Annotated in this window: 21 protein-coding genes; 13 read left to right on the plus strand and 8 right to left on the minus strand. The window is 59.3% G+C overall.

Annotated elements, in window-relative coordinates; all coding sequences use genetic code 11:
* Positions 1-2 precede the first annotated feature (2 nt).
* Complete coding sequence (gene secA / locus NX84_RS04565) at positions 3-2,555, plus strand: preprotein translocase subunit SecA (protein ID WP_039674210.1); 2,553 nt, start codon at positions 3-5, stop codon at positions 2,553-2,555.
* 127 nt (positions 2,556-2,682) lie between these two features.
* Positions 2,683-3,060 (plus strand): hypothetical protein, encoded by a 378-nt coding sequence (locus NX84_RS04570; RefSeq protein WP_039674212.1) that lies wholly within the window; start codon positions 2,683-2,685, stop codon positions 3,058-3,060.
* Positions 3,061-3,093: 33 nt separating this feature from the next.
* On the opposite strand, the gene NX84_RS12580 is transcribed toward NX84_RS04570, so the two are convergent.
* A complete protein-coding gene (locus NX84_RS12580; RefSeq protein WP_231913702.1) occupies positions 3,094-3,474 on the minus strand; it encodes a hypothetical protein in 381 nt (126 codons plus the stop codon).
* Between the two features lie 198 nt (positions 3,475-3,672).
* Between NX84_RS12580 and NX84_RS04575 the strand changes: the two genes are divergently transcribed.
* The 4 genes from NX84_RS04575 to NX84_RS04590 all read left to right on the plus strand — a co-directional run bounded on the left by NX84_RS04575 (position 3,673) and on the right by NX84_RS04590 (position 5,670).
* Positions 3,673-4,083: an HAD-IA family hydrolase gene (locus NX84_RS04575; RefSeq protein WP_039674214.1), complete on the plus strand. Its 411-nt coding sequence runs from the start codon at positions 3,673-3,675 to the stop codon at positions 4,081-4,083.
* Positions 4,084-4,095: 12 nt separating this feature from the next.
* Positions 4,096-4,605 (plus strand): DUF6912 family protein, encoded by a 510-nt coding sequence (locus NX84_RS04580; protein ID WP_039674388.1) that lies wholly within the window; start codon positions 4,096-4,098, stop codon positions 4,603-4,605.
* A 77-nt stretch (positions 4,606-4,682) separates the two neighbouring features.
* Entirely contained in the window at positions 4,683-5,009 is a 327-nt protein-coding gene (locus NX84_RS04585) for a hypothetical protein (protein ID WP_039674216.1), read from the plus strand.
* A gap of 52 nt (positions 5,010-5,061) precedes the next feature.
* A complete protein-coding gene (locus tag NX84_RS04590) occupies positions 5,062-5,670 on the plus strand; it encodes a hypothetical protein (RefSeq protein WP_039674219.1) in 609 nt (202 codons plus the stop codon).
* Between the two features lie 22 nt (positions 5,671-5,692).
* Here NX84_RS04590 and rsgA read toward each other — a convergent pair whose 3' ends face one another.
* Positions 5,693-6,715 carry a ribosome small subunit-dependent GTPase A gene (gene rsgA, locus NX84_RS04595; protein WP_039674221.1) on the minus strand — a complete coding sequence of 341 codons (1,023 nt, stop codon included), beginning with the start codon at positions 6,713-6,715 and terminating at the stop codon, positions 5,693-5,695.
* Entirely contained in the window at positions 6,708-8,012 is a 1,305-nt protein-coding gene (aroA, locus tag NX84_RS04600) for a 3-phosphoshikimate 1-carboxyvinyltransferase (RefSeq protein ID WP_039674223.1), read from the minus strand. Before aroA ends, rsgA begins: the two co-directional genes overlap by 8 nt.
* On the opposite strand from aroA, the gene NX84_RS04605 reads away from it, so the two are divergent.
* The gene (locus NX84_RS04605; RefSeq protein ID WP_039674225.1) at positions 8,011-8,673 is read left to right on the plus strand and encodes an SOS response-associated peptidase; all 663 of its coding nucleotides are present in this window, start codon (positions 8,011-8,013) and stop codon (positions 8,671-8,673) included. The two genes, aroA and NX84_RS04605, sit on opposite strands and share 2 nt — an antisense overlap.
* Positions 8,674-8,703: 30 nt before the next feature.
* On the opposite strand, the gene ybaK is transcribed toward NX84_RS04605, so the two are convergent.
* Positions 8,704-9,207, minus strand: a complete 504-nt coding sequence (gene ybaK, locus NX84_RS04610; RefSeq protein WP_039674227.1) for a Cys-tRNA(Pro) deacylase — start codon at positions 9,205-9,207, stop codon at positions 8,704-8,706.
* Positions 9,208-9,244: 37 nt separating this feature from the next.
* Here ybaK and NX84_RS04615 point away from each other — a divergent pair, with 37 nt between their 5' ends.
* Together NX84_RS04615 and rsrA are read left to right on the plus strand one after the other, a co-directional pair.
* Positions 9,245-9,880 carry a sigma-70 family RNA polymerase sigma factor gene (locus NX84_RS04615; protein WP_039674230.1) on the plus strand — a complete coding sequence of 212 codons (636 nt, stop codon included), beginning with the start codon at positions 9,245-9,247 and terminating at the stop codon, positions 9,878-9,880.
* Entirely contained in the window at positions 9,880-10,152 is a 273-nt protein-coding gene (gene rsrA / locus NX84_RS12585; RefSeq protein WP_082013899.1) for a mycothiol system anti-sigma-R factor, read from the plus strand. Before NX84_RS04615 ends, rsrA begins: the two co-directional genes overlap by 1 nt.
* A gap of 106 nt (positions 10,153-10,258) precedes the next feature.
* On the opposite strand, the gene NX84_RS13325 is transcribed toward rsrA, so the two are convergent.
* Entirely contained in the window at positions 10,259-10,333 is a 75-nt protein-coding gene (locus tag NX84_RS13325) for a 50S ribosomal protein bL37 (RefSeq protein WP_369707509.1), read from the minus strand.
* An 81-nt stretch (positions 10,334-10,414) separates the two neighbouring features.
* A complete protein-coding gene (locus NX84_RS04620) occupies positions 10,415-10,672 on the minus strand; it encodes a WhiB family transcriptional regulator (RefSeq protein WP_039674232.1) in 258 nt (85 codons plus the stop codon).
* 536 nt (positions 10,673-11,208) lie between these two features.
* Between NX84_RS04620 and NX84_RS04625 the strand changes: the two genes are divergently transcribed.
* Positions 11,209-11,709: a membrane protein gene (locus tag NX84_RS04625; protein ID WP_039674234.1), complete on the plus strand. Its 501-nt coding sequence runs from the start codon at positions 11,209-11,211 to the stop codon at positions 11,707-11,709.
* Positions 11,710-11,773: 64 nt separating this feature from the next.
* Here the strand turns inward: NX84_RS04625 and NX84_RS04630 are convergent, their stop codons facing one another.
* Positions 11,774-13,075 carry an Rv3212 family protein gene (locus NX84_RS04630; protein WP_039674236.1) on the minus strand — a complete coding sequence of 434 codons (1,302 nt, stop codon included), beginning with the start codon at positions 13,073-13,075 and terminating at the stop codon, positions 11,774-11,776.
* The gene (locus NX84_RS04635; RefSeq protein ID WP_039674238.1) at positions 13,072-14,463 is read right to left on the minus strand and encodes a DEAD/DEAH box helicase; all 1,392 of its coding nucleotides are present in this window, start codon (positions 14,461-14,463) and stop codon (positions 13,072-13,074) included. Before NX84_RS04635 ends, NX84_RS04630 begins: the two co-directional genes overlap by 4 nt.
* 114 nt (positions 14,464-14,577) lie before the next feature.
* Here NX84_RS04635 and NX84_RS04640 point away from each other — a divergent pair, with 114 nt between their 5' ends.
* The 3 genes from NX84_RS04640 to NX84_RS04650 are packed head-to-tail and all read left to right on the plus strand — an operon-like array spanning position 14,578 to position 16,589.
* Complete coding sequence (locus tag NX84_RS04640) at positions 14,578-14,799, plus strand: DUF3107 domain-containing protein (RefSeq protein ID WP_039674240.1); 222 nt, start codon at positions 14,578-14,580, stop codon at positions 14,797-14,799.
* A 32-nt stretch (positions 14,800-14,831) separates the two neighbouring features.
* Entirely contained in the window at positions 14,832-15,788 is a 957-nt protein-coding gene (locus tag NX84_RS04645; RefSeq protein ID WP_039674243.1) for a DUF3152 domain-containing protein, read from the plus strand.
* Positions 15,789-15,815: 27 nt separating this feature from the next.
* Positions 15,816-16,589, plus strand: a complete 774-nt coding sequence (locus NX84_RS04650; protein WP_039674245.1) for a hypothetical protein — start codon at positions 15,816-15,818, stop codon at positions 16,587-16,589.
* Positions 16,590-16,621 lie beyond the last annotated feature (32 nt).

Consider the following 16,621-nt stretch of genomic DNA (forward strand, 5'->3'; position numbering starts at 1 on the left):
ACGTGTTTGGACTTTCCAAGCTGCTCCGCGCCGGTGAGGGACGCACTGTAAAGCGCCTAGCCAAGATGGCTGATGATGTTATTGCCCTCGAGGACGATTTTGCCAAGCTCTCCGATGATGAGCTGAAGGCGAAGACGGAGGAGTTTAAGGAACGCCTGAGTAAGGGCGAGAAGCTCAACGACATTCTGCTTGAGGCTTTTGCAACCGTGCGTGAGGCTGCCTGGCGCGTGCTGGATCAGAAGCACTACAAGGTGCAGATCATGGGCGGTGCCGCCCTGCACTTCGGCAACGTTGCTGAGATGCGCACTGGTGAGGGCAAGACCTTGACCTCGCTGCTGCCGGCCTACCTCAATGCGCTTGAGGGCAAGGGCGTGCACATCGTGACGGTTAACGACTACCTGGCTAAGCGTGACGCGGAGATGATGGGTCGTGTGCACCGCTGGCTTGGTCTTTCCGTTGGCGTCATTCTTTCCGAAATGCGCCCGCCGGAGCGCAAAGAGGCCTATGCCTGCGATATCACCTACGGCACCAACAACGAGCTGGGCTTTGACTACCTGCGCGACAACATGGTCCGCTCGCTCGATGACACCGTTCAGCGCGGCCACCACTACTGCATCGTCGATGAGGTGGACTCCATTCTTATTGATGAGGCCCGTACCCCGCTCATCATTTCCGGCCCGGTTGACGGTTCCTCCCAGTTCTACAGCGTCTTCTCCCAGTTGGCGCCGAAGATGCGTGAAGGTATCCATTACGAGGTCGACCACAAGAAGCGCACCATCGGTGTGCTGGAAGATGGTGTCGAGTTCGTTGAGGATCAGCTCGGTATTGATAACCTCTACGCTCCTGAGCACTCGCAGCTGGTGTCCTACCTCAACAACGCGCTGAAGGCTAAGGAACTCTTTACCCGCGATAAGGACTACATCGTCCGCAACGGCGAGGTCATGATTGTGGATGGCTTCACTGGCCGTGTCCTGGCTGGTCGCCGTTATAACGAGGGCATGCACCAGGCCATCGAGGCCAAGGAGCAGGTGGAGATTAAGAACGAGAACCAGACGCTGGCAACCGTTACCCTCCAGAACTACTTCCGTCTCTACGACAAGATTTCCGGCATGACCGGTACCGCTGAAACCGAGGCTGCTGAGCTGCACTCCATTTACGGCCTCGACGTGGTGCCGATTCCGACGAACAAGCCGAACCAGCGTATCGACCATTCCGACCGCATTTACAAGACTCAGGAGGCGAAGTTCGCCGCTGTGGTCGATGACATCTCTGAGCATGTCGAGGCGGGCCAGCCGGTGCTGGTAGGTACTACCTCTGTGGAGCGTTCCGAGTACCTCTCCCAGTTGCTGAGCAAGCGCGGCATCAAGCATTCGGTGCTTAACGCAAAGCATCACGAGCAGGAGGGCCAGATTGTCGCCCGTGCCGGTCGCCCTGGCACCGTGACGGTGGCTACCAACATGGCCGGCCGTGGTACCGATATCGTGCTCGGCGGTAACCCCGAGGTCATCCTCGATGAGAAGTTGCGCGAGCGCGGCCTCGATCCTTTCGAGGATGAGGAGAAGTACCAGGAGACATGGGACGCCGAGATCGATGAGGAGAAGGAGCGTTCCAAGAAGCTTGGTGACGAGGTCCGTGAGGCCGGTGGCCTGTACGTCCTGGGTACCGAGCGTCACGAGTCGCGCCGCATCGACAACCAGCTGCGCGGTCGTTCCGGCCGTCAGGGTGACCCCGGTGAGACCCGTTTCTACCTTTCCATGCGCGATGAACTCATGGTGCGCTTCGTCGGTCAGTCCATGGAAAACATGATGAACCGCCTCAACGTGCCGGATGATGTTCCGATTGAGGCCAAGATGGTCTCTAACTCCATTAAGGGTGCGCAGGCGCAGGTGGAGAACCAGAACTTTGAGATGCGTAAGAACGTGCTCAAGTACGACGAGGTGCTCAACGAGCAGCGCAAGGTCGTCTACGCTACCCGCCACGACATCCTCGATGCTGGTGACATCAAGGACAACATCCGCTCCATGATCGATGACACCGTTTCTGCTTATGTCTCCGGCGCGACGGCCACCGGTTATGTCGAGGATTGGAACCTCGATGAGTTGTGGAACGCGCTCGAGTCCCTCTATGGTCCGACCATGTCGCACGAGTCGCTTGTCGAAGGAACCGAGTACGGCTCCGCCGGTGAGCTTTCTGCGGAGCAGCTTCGTGACGCTTTGCTTGCCGACGCCAACTCGGAGTACGACAAGCTGGAAGACTCCGTCACCGCCATCGGCGGCGAGAGCCAGATGCGCAACACTGAGCGCATGATCATCCTCCCGATCATCGACCAGAAGTGGCGCGAGCACCTCTACGAGATGGACTACCTCAAGGAAGGTATTGGCCTGCGTGCCATGGCACAGCGCGATCCTCTGGTGGAGTACCAGAAGGAGGGCGGAGAGATGTTCAACGCCATGAATGACGGCGTGAAGGAAGAAACTGTGCGCCAGCTGTTTATGTTGCGCAAGCAGTTCAAGGCTCAGGAAGAAGCTAATGCCACTGAAGCCGAAGAGGCTTAACACCAAGCGCACAACATCCTGAAAAGACGCTGCGGGGCAGGCTCCCCGTGGCGTCTTTTCATTGGAAGCACTTAGCTATATACTGTCAGAATATTATTCATCTCGTGTCTCGGAGGTTCTCATCACCATGCGCCGCTTCTCAATGCGAGTAGGTTTGTCCGTCTTCGCCTCCGCCACCCTGCTGGGCGGCGGCGCAGTTGCCTCCGCCTTTGAGGTAGCACCGGAAGAGCAGTGCCAGCTGTCTTCCGTCCTTAACTCTGAGGAAGGCACCGGTGCTGAGAGCTCCAACGGCCTGGCTGGCCTGAGCTCTCAGAACGCGGTTGCTGCTGAGTGTGGTGCCGCCGCCGATGCCCCAGCTGCCACCGGCTCTTCCGACCCAGTAAAAGGTGCCGCCACCCAGGCCACCATGTTCGGAGGAATCAGCTTGGCTCTCATCAGCGCTTCCGCTGCTTTCGCGGGAATCGACTGGACCCCGATCCTGATCAAGCTGGGTTCCTGGTTCTAAAAAAGTTTCACAGTGGGGATCGGGGTCCCACTGTCAGCATGCGAAATGAGCGTAAGTGCCGGCCGGACGCGGAACCTGTAAAGGCGCGTTGCTGGCCGCCAATAACGGCAGAACCGAAGTATTCACCATTGGCTCGCGCATGCAAACTGCTGAGCGCGATGCGCCCACGGCTTTCATCAGCGGGCTGAGCCTTCTTCCACGCCCGAATGTGCGTGGAGATTTCCGGCGCAAACGTGCGTTGTCGAGATGGCTTAACGGTCGCAGGGACGCGGCAACTTCCACAACGATGACGACCAAACCGCGGATTTCCTCGCGCGTGGCAAGGTCGCCAGCGGTGGGTTCGCGCTCGTAGCGGATGCGCTGAGGAGCGGCATAGAGCTGCAGATGGCTCATACCGGGGATGGGGATGTACACAAGAGCTAACCTTCCCAGCGGTGAGCGGCGCAGACAAAGGGGATAGGAGAGCTGGACGCCCCTTCATTGTGCCACGCTGGCAGCCTTGGCGGCTAGCTCGCTGCAGAGTGCGCGGGTGGTAGGAGCGTCCACACTGTATGTTCGCTATACTTTCGGACGATATACACAGCTCAACGCGAAGGGTGAAGGATAGAAAATATGCGTGGACTCATCGTCGATTTTGTAGGTGTGCTCGATGGCACCGAGGAAGACGTCAAACGCTGGCGCGCACTGTTTGCCGCTGCCAAGTCCAATGGTGTGGCCACCGCTATTCTCTCTAACGATCCGGGCGGCCCTGGCGCTGAGCACATTCGCGAATGGGAATACCGTGGCATCGTTGACGCAGTAGTCCTGTCCGGCGAGATCGGTGCCGAGAAGCCGGATCGTGCCGCCTTCCAGGCCGCTGCCGATGCTATTGACCTGCCTATTAATGACTGCGTCATGGTGGATGATTCCATCGTGAATGTCCGCGCCGCTGTGGAAAATGGCATGGTCGGAATGCTCTACACGGTCTTTGACCGCACCAGCGTTGAGGTCCAGGCAGTCTTCGACATTGAAGGTGAGTTTTAAGTGTCCGCAGACGTGCGTGTCTTTTTGCCCGCCACGTTCGCTATGCTCAGCGAGCTGGAGGAAACAGGTCAGCTCGCTGCGCGCAGTGGATGGGGCTTTATGGTGACTCCGGCGCTGCGGGAGTTCTATACCGAAGGCGGTGATGAAGAGGAGATTGCATATTCTGCCTTCCTCGAAGCCTCCATGGCCTCTCTGCGCCTGCTGGCCATTGGTGATGAGGAGAAATTCCCGCACCGCCGCGTCGTGATCTCGGTGGATGTTGACGAGTCTGTCATTACCCCAAAGCCAGATATGGGCGAACCCGTAGTGGCGCTGAACCCAGCCATCATTACCAAAGACAACCTGCAGGCCATTCACGTCGATATCGAGGAATCCGAAGCAGCCACGGCCAAGGCCATTGAGGCTATTGATAATGCCGACCTTGGCGATGAAGACGCTGAGCTCGCCGTGGGCGATGCCCTCGATAATTTCATGGCGTTCTATGACCCGACGGAGCTACCGTTCCTCGTCGAGCTGCTCTAAACTCAACTCTATTCCACTATCCGTCCTATAGAGCCCTGCCCAGCAGGGCTTTATCCTCTAAGGAGTTACCTCCCCCTATGAAGGCATCCCGTCTTTCTGCCCTGATTACCGCTGCCGCATTGTCCACCGCTGCCCTTGGCGCCCCTGCCGCCGGCGCGCAAGAAGCAGCCGCGCCCGTTGAGAACGCGGTTGAGACGACGCACAGCAGCACCAACACCACTGCCTCCGGTACGGACAAGCAGGACCCGAGTAATGCTGAGCAGCCCACCACGCCGTGGCTGCGCATCGTAGAAGGCTCTTCCCAAGGGCCAGCCGGTGTGATCATCGCGATTCTTTTCGGCATCATCAGCGTCGGCATGGCCATCTACCAGCAATTTGGGGAGTACCTGCCCAAGCTGGGCTAATTGTTGATAGTCTGCTTAGGTAAAATTCAGCTCGATCGAAAGGCTCTCAACAATGTCTTCCTCCCGTCTTCGCCGTGTGGTGGCTACCTCGACCTTGTCCGTCGCGCTTGTAGCTGGCGGTGTCGTTGCCCCGACTGCCGGTGCAGTGACCACCTCCATCAAGAACGATAAGTGCACCATCACTTTGAGCGAGAAGGAATCGAACGACCTCTCCAACGCTGAGTCCAAGGACAACGACGTGGATTCTAGTCTGCTCAAGGATGACTACGAGATCCTGCCGAAGGACGCCGGGGCTCGCGCACGTGCTGTACAGAACCAGTCTGATGAGCTGTACCGTGACCTCGCAGATTTCGAGGCTGAGGTCGAGCTTGGTGACGAAGACGCGGTAAAGCGCGCTAAGAACAACATCAAGGTAGCCGAGACGTTCCGCGACATCGCGCCGGAGTACATCAAGGCGCTCAACGCATGTGCGAAGAAGGAAGAGTTCAACAAAAAGAAGGACTCGGACAGAGACAACACTTCTTCCAACATCGATAAGGGCGGTGCCATCCTTCTTGGCGTGAGCGGTGCTCTCACCATCATCCTGATGGCTCTGCGTGCTGCAGGCCCATTTCTCAAGACTGTTCTGCCGCCTCAGTTGGCAGACATGATTCCGGCTTAAGACTCAGGCTAGGCGGCTCAAGTTAGGCCCAGTCCACGTTGGTGCGCAGGGCCGCCAGCAGAGTGCGGACGGCATCGCGCCGCCGAGCTGAGGCGGTGCCCTCTTCGATGTTGAGGTCCAAGCCGCACTCGGGGTCGGCTGGGGGGCCGGCATGGGTACAGCCACGGGGGCAGTCCTCGATGGCCTCCGCGAGGTCCTCAAATACGTCGATGACGTTTTCCGCATCGATGTGAGCCAGACCGAAGGAGCGGATACCGGGGGTATCAATAATCCAACCGCCGTGCGGCGTATCCCCAGAAGCAGGCAGACGCAGAGCGACTGACTGCGTCGAGGTGTGGCGGCCTTTGCCCACGGCAGAGACCTCACCTGTCTCTCGGTGGGCATCGGGGACAAGGCGGTTGACCAAGGTAGATTTGCCTACACCGGAGTGCCCGATAAGGGCGGTCACGTGGCCGTCGATAGCCTGGCAGACCTCCGTGAGGTCATCATCTACGCCAGCCTCCACGACGGTGACATTCAAGTCCTCAAACTCCTTGGCAAAAGGAGCGGGATCGGTGAGATCTGTCTTGGTGAGGCACAGAACTGGGTGAATGTTGCCAGCGAAGGCGGCGATAAGCGCGCGCTCCACAAAACCAGAACGCGGTGGTGGGTCCGCCACGGCGGACACGATGAGGAGCCGGTCAGCATTGGCCACAACGATGCGCTCATAGGCATCGGTATCGTCAGCAGTGCGGCGCAGGACGGAAGAGCGCTCCTCCAGTTTCACGATGCGCGCGAGCGTGTCTTTCTTACCTGAGGTATCGCCCACGACGCCGACGCGGTCACCGACCTCGACGGGAGTGCGGCCCATCTCTCGTGCGCGCATCGCGGTGACGACGGGGCCATCATTATCGAGGGCCACGCCCCAGCGGCCGCGGTCTTTGGTGATGACCATGCCGAACTTGGCGTCCTTGTGCTGGGGGCGGTCTTTGGTACGCGGGCGTGAGCCTTTGCCTGGGCGGATGCGGACATCGGACTCGTCGTAACTACGTGCGCGTCTAGCCACGGACCATATCCTCCCACATCTGGGCAAAGCCGGGCAGAGTCTTCGACGTGCACTCGATGTCATCGATCTCGACGCCCTCGACGGCCAGTCCGATGATCGCACCGGCGGTGGCCATACGGTGATCCGCGTAGGCACGCCACGTCCCGCCGTGGAGTGGGGCAGGGGTGATGCGGAGGCCGTCGTCAAGCTCGGTGACGTTGCCTCCCAGACCGTTGATCTCCGCAGCGAGGGCCGCCAGGCGGTCCGTCTCGTGGCCGCGCAGGTGCGCGATACCCGTCAGCGTGGACGGGGTCGATGCCAGCGCACACAGCGCCGCGACGGTCGGGGTGAGCTCGCCGATATCCCCCATATCCAGGTTAACTCCCCGCAGGCCAGCGGCACCTTCCGCTGGGCCGGTCACCGTGAGGTGCGGTTCCTTACGGGGAGCCTGCGGGACGTATTCGACGGTGGCGCCCATCTGTTCCAGGATGCCGCGGAAAGAATCGCCTGGTTGCGTGGTGTCCTCCGGCCAGTTCGGAATGCTCACGCTGCCGCCAGCAACGGTCGCAGCAGCGAGGAAGGGCGTGGCATTGGAGAGATCCGGCTCGATGTGCCACTCACGGCCCCGGATGGGCCCCGGATGGACGACCCATTTATTTTCTGCCGCGAAAGCATAGACGCCGGCCTCGCGAAGCATAGCAATGGTCATCGCAATGTGCGGCTGGGAGGGGACAGGGTCTCCCTTATGGTGCACGACGAGGCCATTGCGGTAGCGCGCAGCAGCCAAGAGGAGACCGGAGACGAACTGGGAAGATGAGGAGGCATCGATCGTGACCTCGTATACGTCCGGCACACCGCGTGGAGTGATACGCAGAGGCAAACTATCGCCTTCGACATCGACGCCAATCTCACGAAGTGCTGCCGTCATGGTGGACATGGGGCGCTTGCGGGCGTACGGGTCACCGTCGATAAGCACCGGCCCATCCGCCAAGGCAGCTACCGGCGGCAGGAAACGCATAATGGTGCCGGCCAGACCACAATTTACCTCCGCGCCGTGCAGCGGGCGCGGTGTCACGCGCAGGTGCGGTCCCCACTCAGAGATGCCCACGCCCATGGCCGTGAGGGCTTCCTTCATGAGGTCAGTATCACGAGAGACGAGCGGGTTGTAGATGATGGAGGGGGAGTCCGCCAACGCGGTAAGGATGAGGGCGCGGTTGGTCATCGATTTCGAACCAGGGATCTCCTGCGTCCACGACAGGGGGCCGGTGGGTTGAGGCGCACTCCAGAAATCAGACATGTAGTCCATAATAGGGGGCATGTGCGGAAGATTTGTACTGTTTACCGAGTCCCTCCTCGACGAGGTCGGTGAGTGGGAATCCATCACCGAAGTCCATGCGCCCGAGGGTTTACCTCCCGCTCGCTACAACATTGCCCCGACCCAACCAGTGGCCATCGTCCGTGTTGAGGACACCACCGCGCGAGTAGATCCGGCGCGCTGGGGACTTCTCCCGCATTGGAAGAAGGACCTGGATGGGCCACCGCTTTTCAACGCACGAGCTGAGACCGTGGCGAAGAAACCCTCCTTCCGCGATGCTTTCAAAGCCCAGCGCTGCGTTATCCCCTTAGATGGCTATTACGAATGGAAAGCAGGGGATGACCCGAAGGCGAAGAAGCAACCTTATTACGTCACCGGTCCTGAGGGCCTGTTGTGGGCAGCAGGATTGTGGGCCACGGGCATGGACAGGTTATCGGCCACGATGGTGACCACTGAGGCAACTGAGGAAATGGCGTGGCTGCACCACCGTTTGCCTAAGTTCCTGCGCAAGGAAGAGATTGCGCCGTGGCTCGCTGGGGAAGCCTTGCTCGAGCCGAGCTCAGTAGAAGGATTCAACGCTCGCCCAGCGGATCCGGCCGTGGGTAACGTCCGCAATGACTATGCGGAGCTTATTGCCGAACAACCGCCGAGTACCTTGTTCTAAAAGCTATCTAGCGTGCCTGAGGCGGGGCGCCTATTCGGCTAGGACGTCGGCGAAGGAGACATCGAGGACCTGGGAGAAATCTTCGGCGTTCATTTCGATGTCGAGGCCGCGCTTGCCGCCGGAGAAATAGATGGTGTCCCACAACAACGCTGTTTCATCGATGACTGTGGGGAGGACGTGTTTGTGGCCGAGGGGTGAAATGCCGCCGGGGATGTAGCCGGATGACTTGGAAGCATCGGCAGGATCTGCCATAGAGGCTTTGGAGGCGCCGAAGGCAGCAGCGGCCTTCTTGAGGCTAAGTTGGTGGGTTACTGGAAGGACACACACAGCGAGCTGGCGCTTGGGACCTTTACCGGCGGTGAGATCGATGACAAGAGTCTTGAAAATGCGTTCCGGCTCGACATCGAGAGCCTTCATAGCCGCATCACCGAAATGGTCGCTGCCGCCGTCGAAGGTGGTGACGCGGTGCTCAACACCAGCCTCCTCCAAGAGCTTGAGGGCGGGGGTAGCTGCATGCGGGGTCTTCTTAGCCATAGGAACCACCCTAGTCCCGGGCGCTAGGATAGTTTCTATGGCCACAGACACGACGAGCGCGAGCGAAACCTCAGAAAAGCAGCGCGAACAGCAGAGGCTGTTTGAGGAACAAGCCCTGCCGTTGCTGGACCAGCTCTACGGTGGTGCAATGCGCCTGACCCGCAATCCGCAGGACGCAGAGGATTTGATCCAAGAGACCTACTTGAAGGCTTACAGCAATTTCGGCTCCTTCAAGCAAGGCACCAACCTCAAAGCCTGGCTCTACCGCATCATGACGAACACCTACATCAACTCCTACCGCAAGGCGAAGCGCCGGCCGATGGAGTCTTCGGCGGATGAGCTCAGTGATTTCCAGCTGTACACCACTGCGGGCCACGACTCGACTGGCCTAGAATCCGCCGAGGTGGCAGCGCTGAAGCAGATGCCGGACTCGGAAATTTCTGACGCCATGAACGACCTCCCTGAGGATTACCGCATGGTGGTGTACTACGCGGATGTGGTGGGCTTGGCTTACAAGGAAATCGCTGAGGTGATGGACACCCCGTTGGGGACGGTGATGAGCCGACTGCACCGTGGAAGAAAATTACTCCGCACTGCGTTGAAGGACGTGGCACGAGAAAAAGGCATTGGCCGCGACCACCCAGATATGAATTCTAAGACGGAGGAGAAGTAATGGAACGCGCAACAGGACGTAACTGCGGTGCGTGTAACTCCCCGGAGGTGAATGCACTCTTTGGGGAGCTGCTCGATGAATCGACGAGCTATGCACGGGCGCTAGCCATCCGCGAGCACATCGCACAATGCGATGTGTGCCAGGAGCGCCTAGAAAGCGAAGAGGTCGTGAGAGCTCTTGTTCGCAAGTGCTGTGGTGGTCAATCAGCACCGCAGTCATTGCGCCAGCGGATTTCTGTGCAGATTACGCGCACTGAAATCACGTGGGGATAAGGTGGATAAACCCTAAACCGCCGCGGCTCCTGCGGACACAGCAAAGGCCCGTCCACCCCGCCGTGTGTTCACGGTAGTGGGGGAACGGGCCTTTTTACTGCTGACTTTATGCGCCAGGACGCTTGCCGTGGTTAGCGGCCTTCTTACGGCGATCCTTGCGCTTACGGCCACGCTTGCTCATCGCGTACTCCTTCTGTTAAGGGTAAATGAACTTCTTCAACTGTAGCGGCAGGTGATGCCGAAGTGGAAATCGGGGGTCTGATTAAGCAGATACGCGGGCACGGTTGCGGCTGCGGTTGCGACGCTTGATAGCGCGGCGCTCCTCCTCAGACAGGCCGCCCCACACGCCGGCATCCTGGCCGGACTCGAGGGCCCACTTGAGGCAAGAGGAAGCAACCGGGCAGCGGTTGCAGACCAGCTTGGCCTTTGCGATCTGGGTAAGTGCGGGGCCGGAGTTACCGACCGGGAAGAACAGCTCCGGGTCTTCGTCGCGGCAAACAGCTTCGTGGCGCCAATCCATGATTGAAATCTCCTAACAAAATTCTGACAGCAGTGGACTCACTTAGAACAGTTCACAGAGGTGACCCACAGCAGTGATTCACAGCAGTAAACTGCCCCGAGTGTTAGAGGGGGGAAGGTGGACTGGTCTGCGGTCAGTGGGGCCCTGTCTCGAGGTCGGGCCAGCGTCGCCGCCGCCATGGTTCACCTTGTGTTTACTCGGATTTTCCTCCGAGTTTCGAACTGGTTTAACAGCTCGTTGTTTTTGCTACCTGAGAATAATGACATGTTTACTCCAAGTCCGCTAGGGGTAAACGCCAAAAAGTGTCTAACGTCACTAAAATAACTGCTCCTCTACGCGCTTACGCTTCCGTCGGTGCGCTGTAAGAATCCTGTCAAAAAGTACTCTACCTGCAGTAATGACTTTTCTGAGGTGAGTGTGGTGACCTGGATCGCGTCAAATCCAAAACTGAGGATCTGCCCCCGCTATCGGCCCGCCGGTTAGGTGAATGCCGCGGAAAGAAGAGGAAGTGGACAGTAGAAGTAGACTAAACAGACGTGACTAAGAAGAAGAAAAACACCGGCAATTCGACGTCCTCCCGAAAGACCACTCAGGCGCAGTCGCAGGCAGCGCCGAAGGAGACCACGACTGCACGCGCGCCGCGCTCGGTCGTCGTGTCCGCTGGCATTGCTGTGATTCAATCCATCGCGGTCATCATTTTCGGCATCTTCCTTATTGTCCGCGAAGTGACTGGAGCTGAGAATGCCTCGATGGTCTCTGATTCTGGTGCAGCTGGCTACGTGGGGTTGGGCACGGCCATCTTCCTCTTTATCGTCTTCGGCTTCGTCATTGTGGCTTCGCGGGCCTTTGTAAAGGGGCGGCGCTGGGGGCGCGGTGCCATCGTCCTCGTCGAGTTCATTTTGGCGGCGATGGCCTTTCAGATGTTTAACGGCGGCTCCCTGGCCTTGGGTGCTGTGACCCTGGCCAGCGCGGCTATTGTGCTTTACCTTCTCATGGCGGTGCCGGAGACGGCGCAGTGGGCAGAACGAAACTTTTAAGGATCCGTTTTACGTAGAAGCCCGTCAGCGCCGACCGTGCTGTATGGCGGCGGTGGGTGTATGACTAGTCGGCCTTGAGCGCCACAGCCCTGTCGCCGCGCTGCTCAATAATCACTGTTCCTGCGAGCGTTAGCGAAATGGGGCCGGTATAACCTTCACGGTCCACAGGGATGGTGCGCTCGGTCTGACCGCTCGACCAGTCCACCACGTCGATGCCTTCCTCAGTGGGGACTAGGAGGCGTTCATCAAGCGCAATGCCGGTTCCTACAGCATTATCCAGCACATGGTCTACCTTCAACTCGGTCGGAGTAAACAGGTAAAGGCGCTCACCATCAAACCAGGTCATGTGATGGGGGAGATCAGCGACGGCCGGTGCAAAGGGCGAGGCCGAATCCGTAATGGCCTGGGACGGTTCGACGTCCGTGGTGGATAGCTGCTCGCCGTTAAAATTGTAGGAGACAATTCGTGGTGAACCTGCGGGCAGGTAGACCGCGGCGGCTTCCTGTCCGAAGGCGACCAGCCGTGCGCCCGGATCATTAATCTCAATGTCCTTGGTAATTTCCGGCTTACGTGAGTCCTCCGGGGTAGCCTCCTGAATGCGCAGCCAGGTCGACGTAGGGGAATCAGGGCAAGACTCGGTAACGGCGAGCGTTTCGGTACGCGTCAGAGCAGAGGAAATGGCGCAGTCTTCGTGCGGCTGCATATTGGGCTCCTGCTTGGCGTCCACATCGCCGTATTCCACCGTGCGGACCAAATCCGAACGCCAGAGTTCGATGCGTTCGGTAGAGACAGTTCCTATCCGGTCATTAGAGGAAATTGGGACAACGTCCTCAGGGCTGCGTGCGCTGCGTGTATCTGAGTACTCGCCCGAAGCAGCATCAAGCGCTACGACATCACCGCAGCCCACACCCGTGCGATAGGAAGCCACGATCTTGTTCCACGCCGTGCCCAGTGAGCACAAGTCGGCATCACGGCGCTCGTACGTCCATACCGTGTCACCTGCGGCATTAGTGGCGGTGAGGGTATCGCCCTCGTGTGTCACTACCAGCCCCTTCGACGACACTGCCCGCGTCTGACCCGGCACCAAGGTATTGGGCAATGAGAAGGACTGGGTCAGGGCAGGAGGGATGGAGGAGAGAGTCTCCGGGTCAGTATCGACAGCCGATTCGACGGCTGGGGTGAGCTCCGCTTTGTGAATCGGGGCGGTGACAAATGCGCCACCAATGGCGATGGCGCACACCGCGCTGATGACACCCACGGCCTGCCAATCCGCCTTCGAGGAGCGCAGAATCGGGGCCTTCTGTGAAGCCTTTGGGGCCTTCTTCTGCGGCTGCGCGGAGCTATTCTCCTGTGCCTCCGAGCTCATCGGCGTCCTCCTTGGCGGGTCGTGCGGGTTCGGGTACGGGTACGGGTGCGGCGGGATGCGCGTGCGGAATCAGCGGCAGCGCGACGATTCGAGCCGGACCGGCGTGGTGCGCCCAGCACCTTGGTGGGTGGTCCGACGGATTCCTCAACGCCTTGGGGAATATCGAGGGCCGCGGCAAGCTCCGGCGAGGTGCTAAACCACTGGGGCGGTTCCGGCTGGTCCAAATCGAGCTCATCGTTGATGATCTGCCATTTGCTCAGCTCATCGTAGCCCACGAGGGTGACAGCAGTTCCAGTGTGTCCTGCACGACCGGTACGGCCGATGCGGTGCACGAACGTCATAGGAACATCGGGGACTTGGTGGTTGATTACGTGCGTGACGTCATCAACGTCGATACCGCGCGCGGCGACGTCGGTAGCCACAAGGATTTCCACGGTGCCCTCGCGGAAAGCAGTAAGGGAGCGCTCGCGTGCAGACTGATCCATATCGCCATGGACTGCGCCCACGCTGAAACCTCGCTGTGCCAGCTCATCCGCTACAGAAGCGGCGGCACGTTTGGTGCGAGTAAAGATAATGGTCCGTCCGCGTCCTTCTGCCTGCAAGATGCGGCTCAACACCGCAACCTTATCCATACGGTGAGCTTGGAAGGTGATCTTGCGGGTAGAGGAGTGAGTCTGCTGATCATCACCGGATTCGGCGCGGATATGAACCGGTTTGGTGAGGAAGGTGCGCGCCAGCGTGACGATGGGCCCCGGCATCGTGGCAGAAAAGAGCATGGTCTGGTGCGGGTTTCCGTGCAGAAGCGTGAGAATCTTCTCGATATCCGGCAAAAAGCCCAAGTCCAGCATTTCATCTGCTTCATCTAGGACGAGGACACTGACCTTGTCAAAAGACAGGTGCTTCTTCTGGCACAAATCGAGAAGACGTCCAGGTGTGCCCACGACGACGTCCGCGCCAGCTTTAATCTGTTTAATCTGTTCCTCGTACGGCCGGCCACCGCACAACGTAATGACGCTGAGCGGCAAGTGTGCGGCGGCTACCTCGAGGTCACCGCTGACCTGAATGGCCAACTCGCGGGTGGGAGCAATAATCAGTGCTCGGGGAGTGCCATCGAGCTCTGGAATATCTGCATCGTCGAAGACCCGATCCAGTAGTGGGACGCCAAAGCCATAGGTCTTGCCCATACCGGTGCGCGCTTGGCCAATGAGATCCTGGCCGCTGAGCGCGATGGGAAGAGTCAGTTCTTGGATAGCAAAAGTGTGCGTGATTCCACGCGCGGCCAAAGCATCGCAGATTTCTGCGGCGACGCCAAGTGCGGCAAAGGTGGGCGATTCACTGGTGTTCCCGCGCTGATCGCGGGAAGCGTTCGAGGATTTCGGGGAATGCACACCTTGATAGTAGAGGACGTAGCTATAGTGGGGCCATTAGAGCGCCGGAGCACGGGTGCTAAAACGCGCCTCTTCGGCAGGACGTTGAAGAATTATCGAAGGAGCATGCACAGTATGGACATCAAGTTTGGATTCGCCGATACCGCCCGCGAGCTGGTTATTCACGCTGAAGGTGACCAGGAAGAGCTGACTAAGACGATCAATGGTGCTTTGGCGGACAACTCCACTCTCGAACTGGAAGACGCTAAGGGGCGTAAGTTCATTGTGCGGACGGACCGCGTCGTCTACGTCGAAATCGGCACTGCCCGCGCCCATACCGTGGGATTCGCGGGTTAAGTACGCACGAGCTTCGCCAGCGGGTAGCCTAAATGGCCATGGACAATCCTGCGCACAGTGATCAGCGCCCGCAGCAGCATTCCCCGCACACCTCAGCGCTGACGCGTTTTGCACGCGACTACGGCTGGTGGCGGGTCGTGGCAATCCCCGTCATGGTTGTCATCACGGTCTGGGTTCTCGTTGATGTGCTCCGCTCGCCGTCAGCAGAGTCGCCTGAACCGACGGCAGGGGAGGAGCAGGCAACGAGTAGTGTTGCTGCCACTACATCCGCACGGAAGGGGCCCGACCCGGCAAACGCCAGCGCCGTTGAAGCAGCTAAGGATGAGCTTCCCGCAGGCGGGACCTTCACTGAGCAGGGCGAGGAAACCTACCGTGACGCCGGCCCGTCGACGATGCATGCGGGCAAGGGCGGAACACAAACCATCCGGTTCTCAGTCGAGATTGAAGATGGCGTGGATACTTCCACTTATGGGGGCGACAGTGCTGTTGTCGCGCTTGTCGACGCCACCCTGGCTGACCCCCGCGGGTGGACCGGCGCTGGGAATTACGAATTCATCCACGTGAAAGCGGATGACAACCCAGATACCCACATTCGCCTCACGTCACTGGGCACGACTGCAAAACTGTGCGGCGCGCAGTTGCAATCAGAGACTTCCTGCCACACGACAATTGCGGGCGAATCAGCGGTGTATCTCAATGAATCGCGCTGGGTACGCGGTGCAGTTCCCTTTGAAGGCGATTTAGGAAACTACCGCCAGTACCTCATCAACCACGAGTTCGGCCACGCTATCGGCTATGCCTCCCACCAGCCGTGCGGTGGCGATGGCAAACTTGCACCGGTCATGATGCAGCAAACACTGAGCCTGAACAATGCTGAGCTTTATGCCAAGGATTCCGAAGAGGTTTATCCGGACGAGGATGTGACGTGTGAGCCCAACCCGTGGCCGTATCCCATCTCAGCCGACCACGATCACGCTAAGCCGGAATAGCCCGACGAGAAAGACGAAGACGTACTCATGCCGCTGCCTCCCGAACCCGTTCTAGCCACCTTTAACGCTGAAACCCGACCGCGCCGCGTGACGGGCGAACTGATGGGTCCTGCCTGGGATAACGGGATCCTCGTGGGGGATGTTGTCTTTGCCGAGGCCCGCGAATGGTCAGGGTGGTCTGCCAAAGTGCGTGACAAGCTCAGCGTCCCAGGGGTGCGAATCGCTCGTCCCGTACTGACCACTGATGGCCGCTACACGGCCGCCGGCTGGAAAGCTACGCAGTTCGTGCCCGGCCAGGTACGTGGGCGTATTGATGAAGCGGTGCAGGTAGCGTTGCGACTCGATAGTGCGCTTGCAACTGTGCCGCTGCCGAGCCTAGGTCAGCGTGACGATATCTTTGCCCGCGCCGAACGCGCCGCGTGGGAGGAGACGGGCGAGGCCTATTCCGATGAGGAGCTGTTCGAGCTTCCCCTGGTAACTGCGCACATGGACGTGCTGGGCACCACGATTTTTTCTGGAGCGAATCCGCCAGCACTAACCGATATCGTCCCTTCCGCGGCACCGCGCCCACAGGGCTGGTCTGCGGCAATAGCGATGGTCGATGGATTGATTGCGGATGCCGTTGATGCAGACATCTGTACTCGCTTTGAGTCGATTCCTGGTGTACACCAGCTCCTGCTGCGTGCGGTGGCCTACAGGCGATATGTGAACGTGCTGCACCCGAACTCCAAATCGACCGTTCGTTCGAACATTGAAAAGGTGGAAGAGACCCTCGTGTCCGCCGCATCTGACAGACTATAAGGCGTGAATTACAGCAGTCAGTCCACCGTCCG

This window comes from Corynebacterium minutissimum, assembly GCF_000805675.1.
Lineage (GTDB): Bacteria > Actinomycetota > Actinomycetes > Mycobacteriales > Mycobacteriaceae > Corynebacterium > Corynebacterium minutissimum.

What these genes read in the sequence shown, in the direction of transcription:
- NX84_RS04640 (WP_039674240.1), top strand. Translation starts at nt 14,578, where the DNA reads ATGGACATCAAGTTTGGATTCGCCGATACCGCCCGCGAGCTGGTTATT.
- NX84_RS04605 (WP_039674225.1), top strand. Translation starts at nt 8,011, where the DNA reads ATGTGCGGAAGATTTGTACTGTTTACCGAGTCCCTCCTCGACGAGGTC.
- NX84_RS04575 (WP_039674214.1), top strand. Translation starts at nt 3,673, where the DNA reads ATGCGTGGACTCATCGTCGATTTTGTAGGTGTGCTCGATGGCACCGAG.
- NX84_RS04570 (WP_039674212.1), top strand. Translation starts at nt 2,683, where the DNA reads ATGCGCCGCTTCTCAATGCGAGTAGGTTTGTCCGTCTTCGCCTCCGCC.
- NX84_RS04650 (WP_039674245.1), top strand. Translation starts at nt 15,816, where the DNA reads ATGCCGCTGCCTCCCGAACCCGTTCTAGCCACCTTTAACGCTGAAACC.
- NX84_RS04630 (WP_039674236.1), bottom strand. Translation starts at nt 13,075, where the DNA reads ATGAGCTCGGAGGCACAGGAGAATAGCTCCGCGCAGCCGCAGAAGAAG.
- NX84_RS04645 (WP_039674243.1), top strand. Translation starts at nt 14,832, where the DNA reads ATGGCCATGGACAATCCTGCGCACAGTGATCAGCGCCCGCAGCAGCAT.
- NX84_RS04585 (WP_039674216.1), top strand. Translation starts at nt 4,683, where the DNA reads ATGAAGGCATCCCGTCTTTCTGCCCTGATTACCGCTGCCGCATTGTCC.
- NX84_RS04615 (WP_039674230.1), top strand. Translation starts at nt 9,245, where the DNA reads ATGGCCACAGACACGACGAGCGCGAGCGAAACCTCAGAAAAGCAGCGC.
- NX84_RS04590 (WP_039674219.1), top strand. Translation starts at nt 5,062, where the DNA reads ATGTCTTCCTCCCGTCTTCGCCGTGTGGTGGCTACCTCGACCTTGTCC.
- ybaK (WP_039674227.1), bottom strand. Translation starts at nt 9,207, where the DNA reads ATGGCTAAGAAGACCCCGCATGCAGCTACCCCCGCCCTCAAGCTCTTG.
- NX84_RS04620 (WP_039674232.1), bottom strand. Translation starts at nt 10,672, where the DNA reads ATGGATTGGCGCCACGAAGCTGTTTGCCGCGACGAAGACCCGGAGCTG.
- rsrA (WP_082013899.1), top strand. Translation starts at nt 9,880, where the DNA reads ATGGAACGCGCAACAGGACGTAACTGCGGTGCGTGTAACTCCCCGGAG.
- aroA (WP_039674223.1), bottom strand. Translation starts at nt 8,012, where the DNA reads ATGCCCCCTATTATGGACTACATGTCTGATTTCTGGAGTGCGCCTCAA.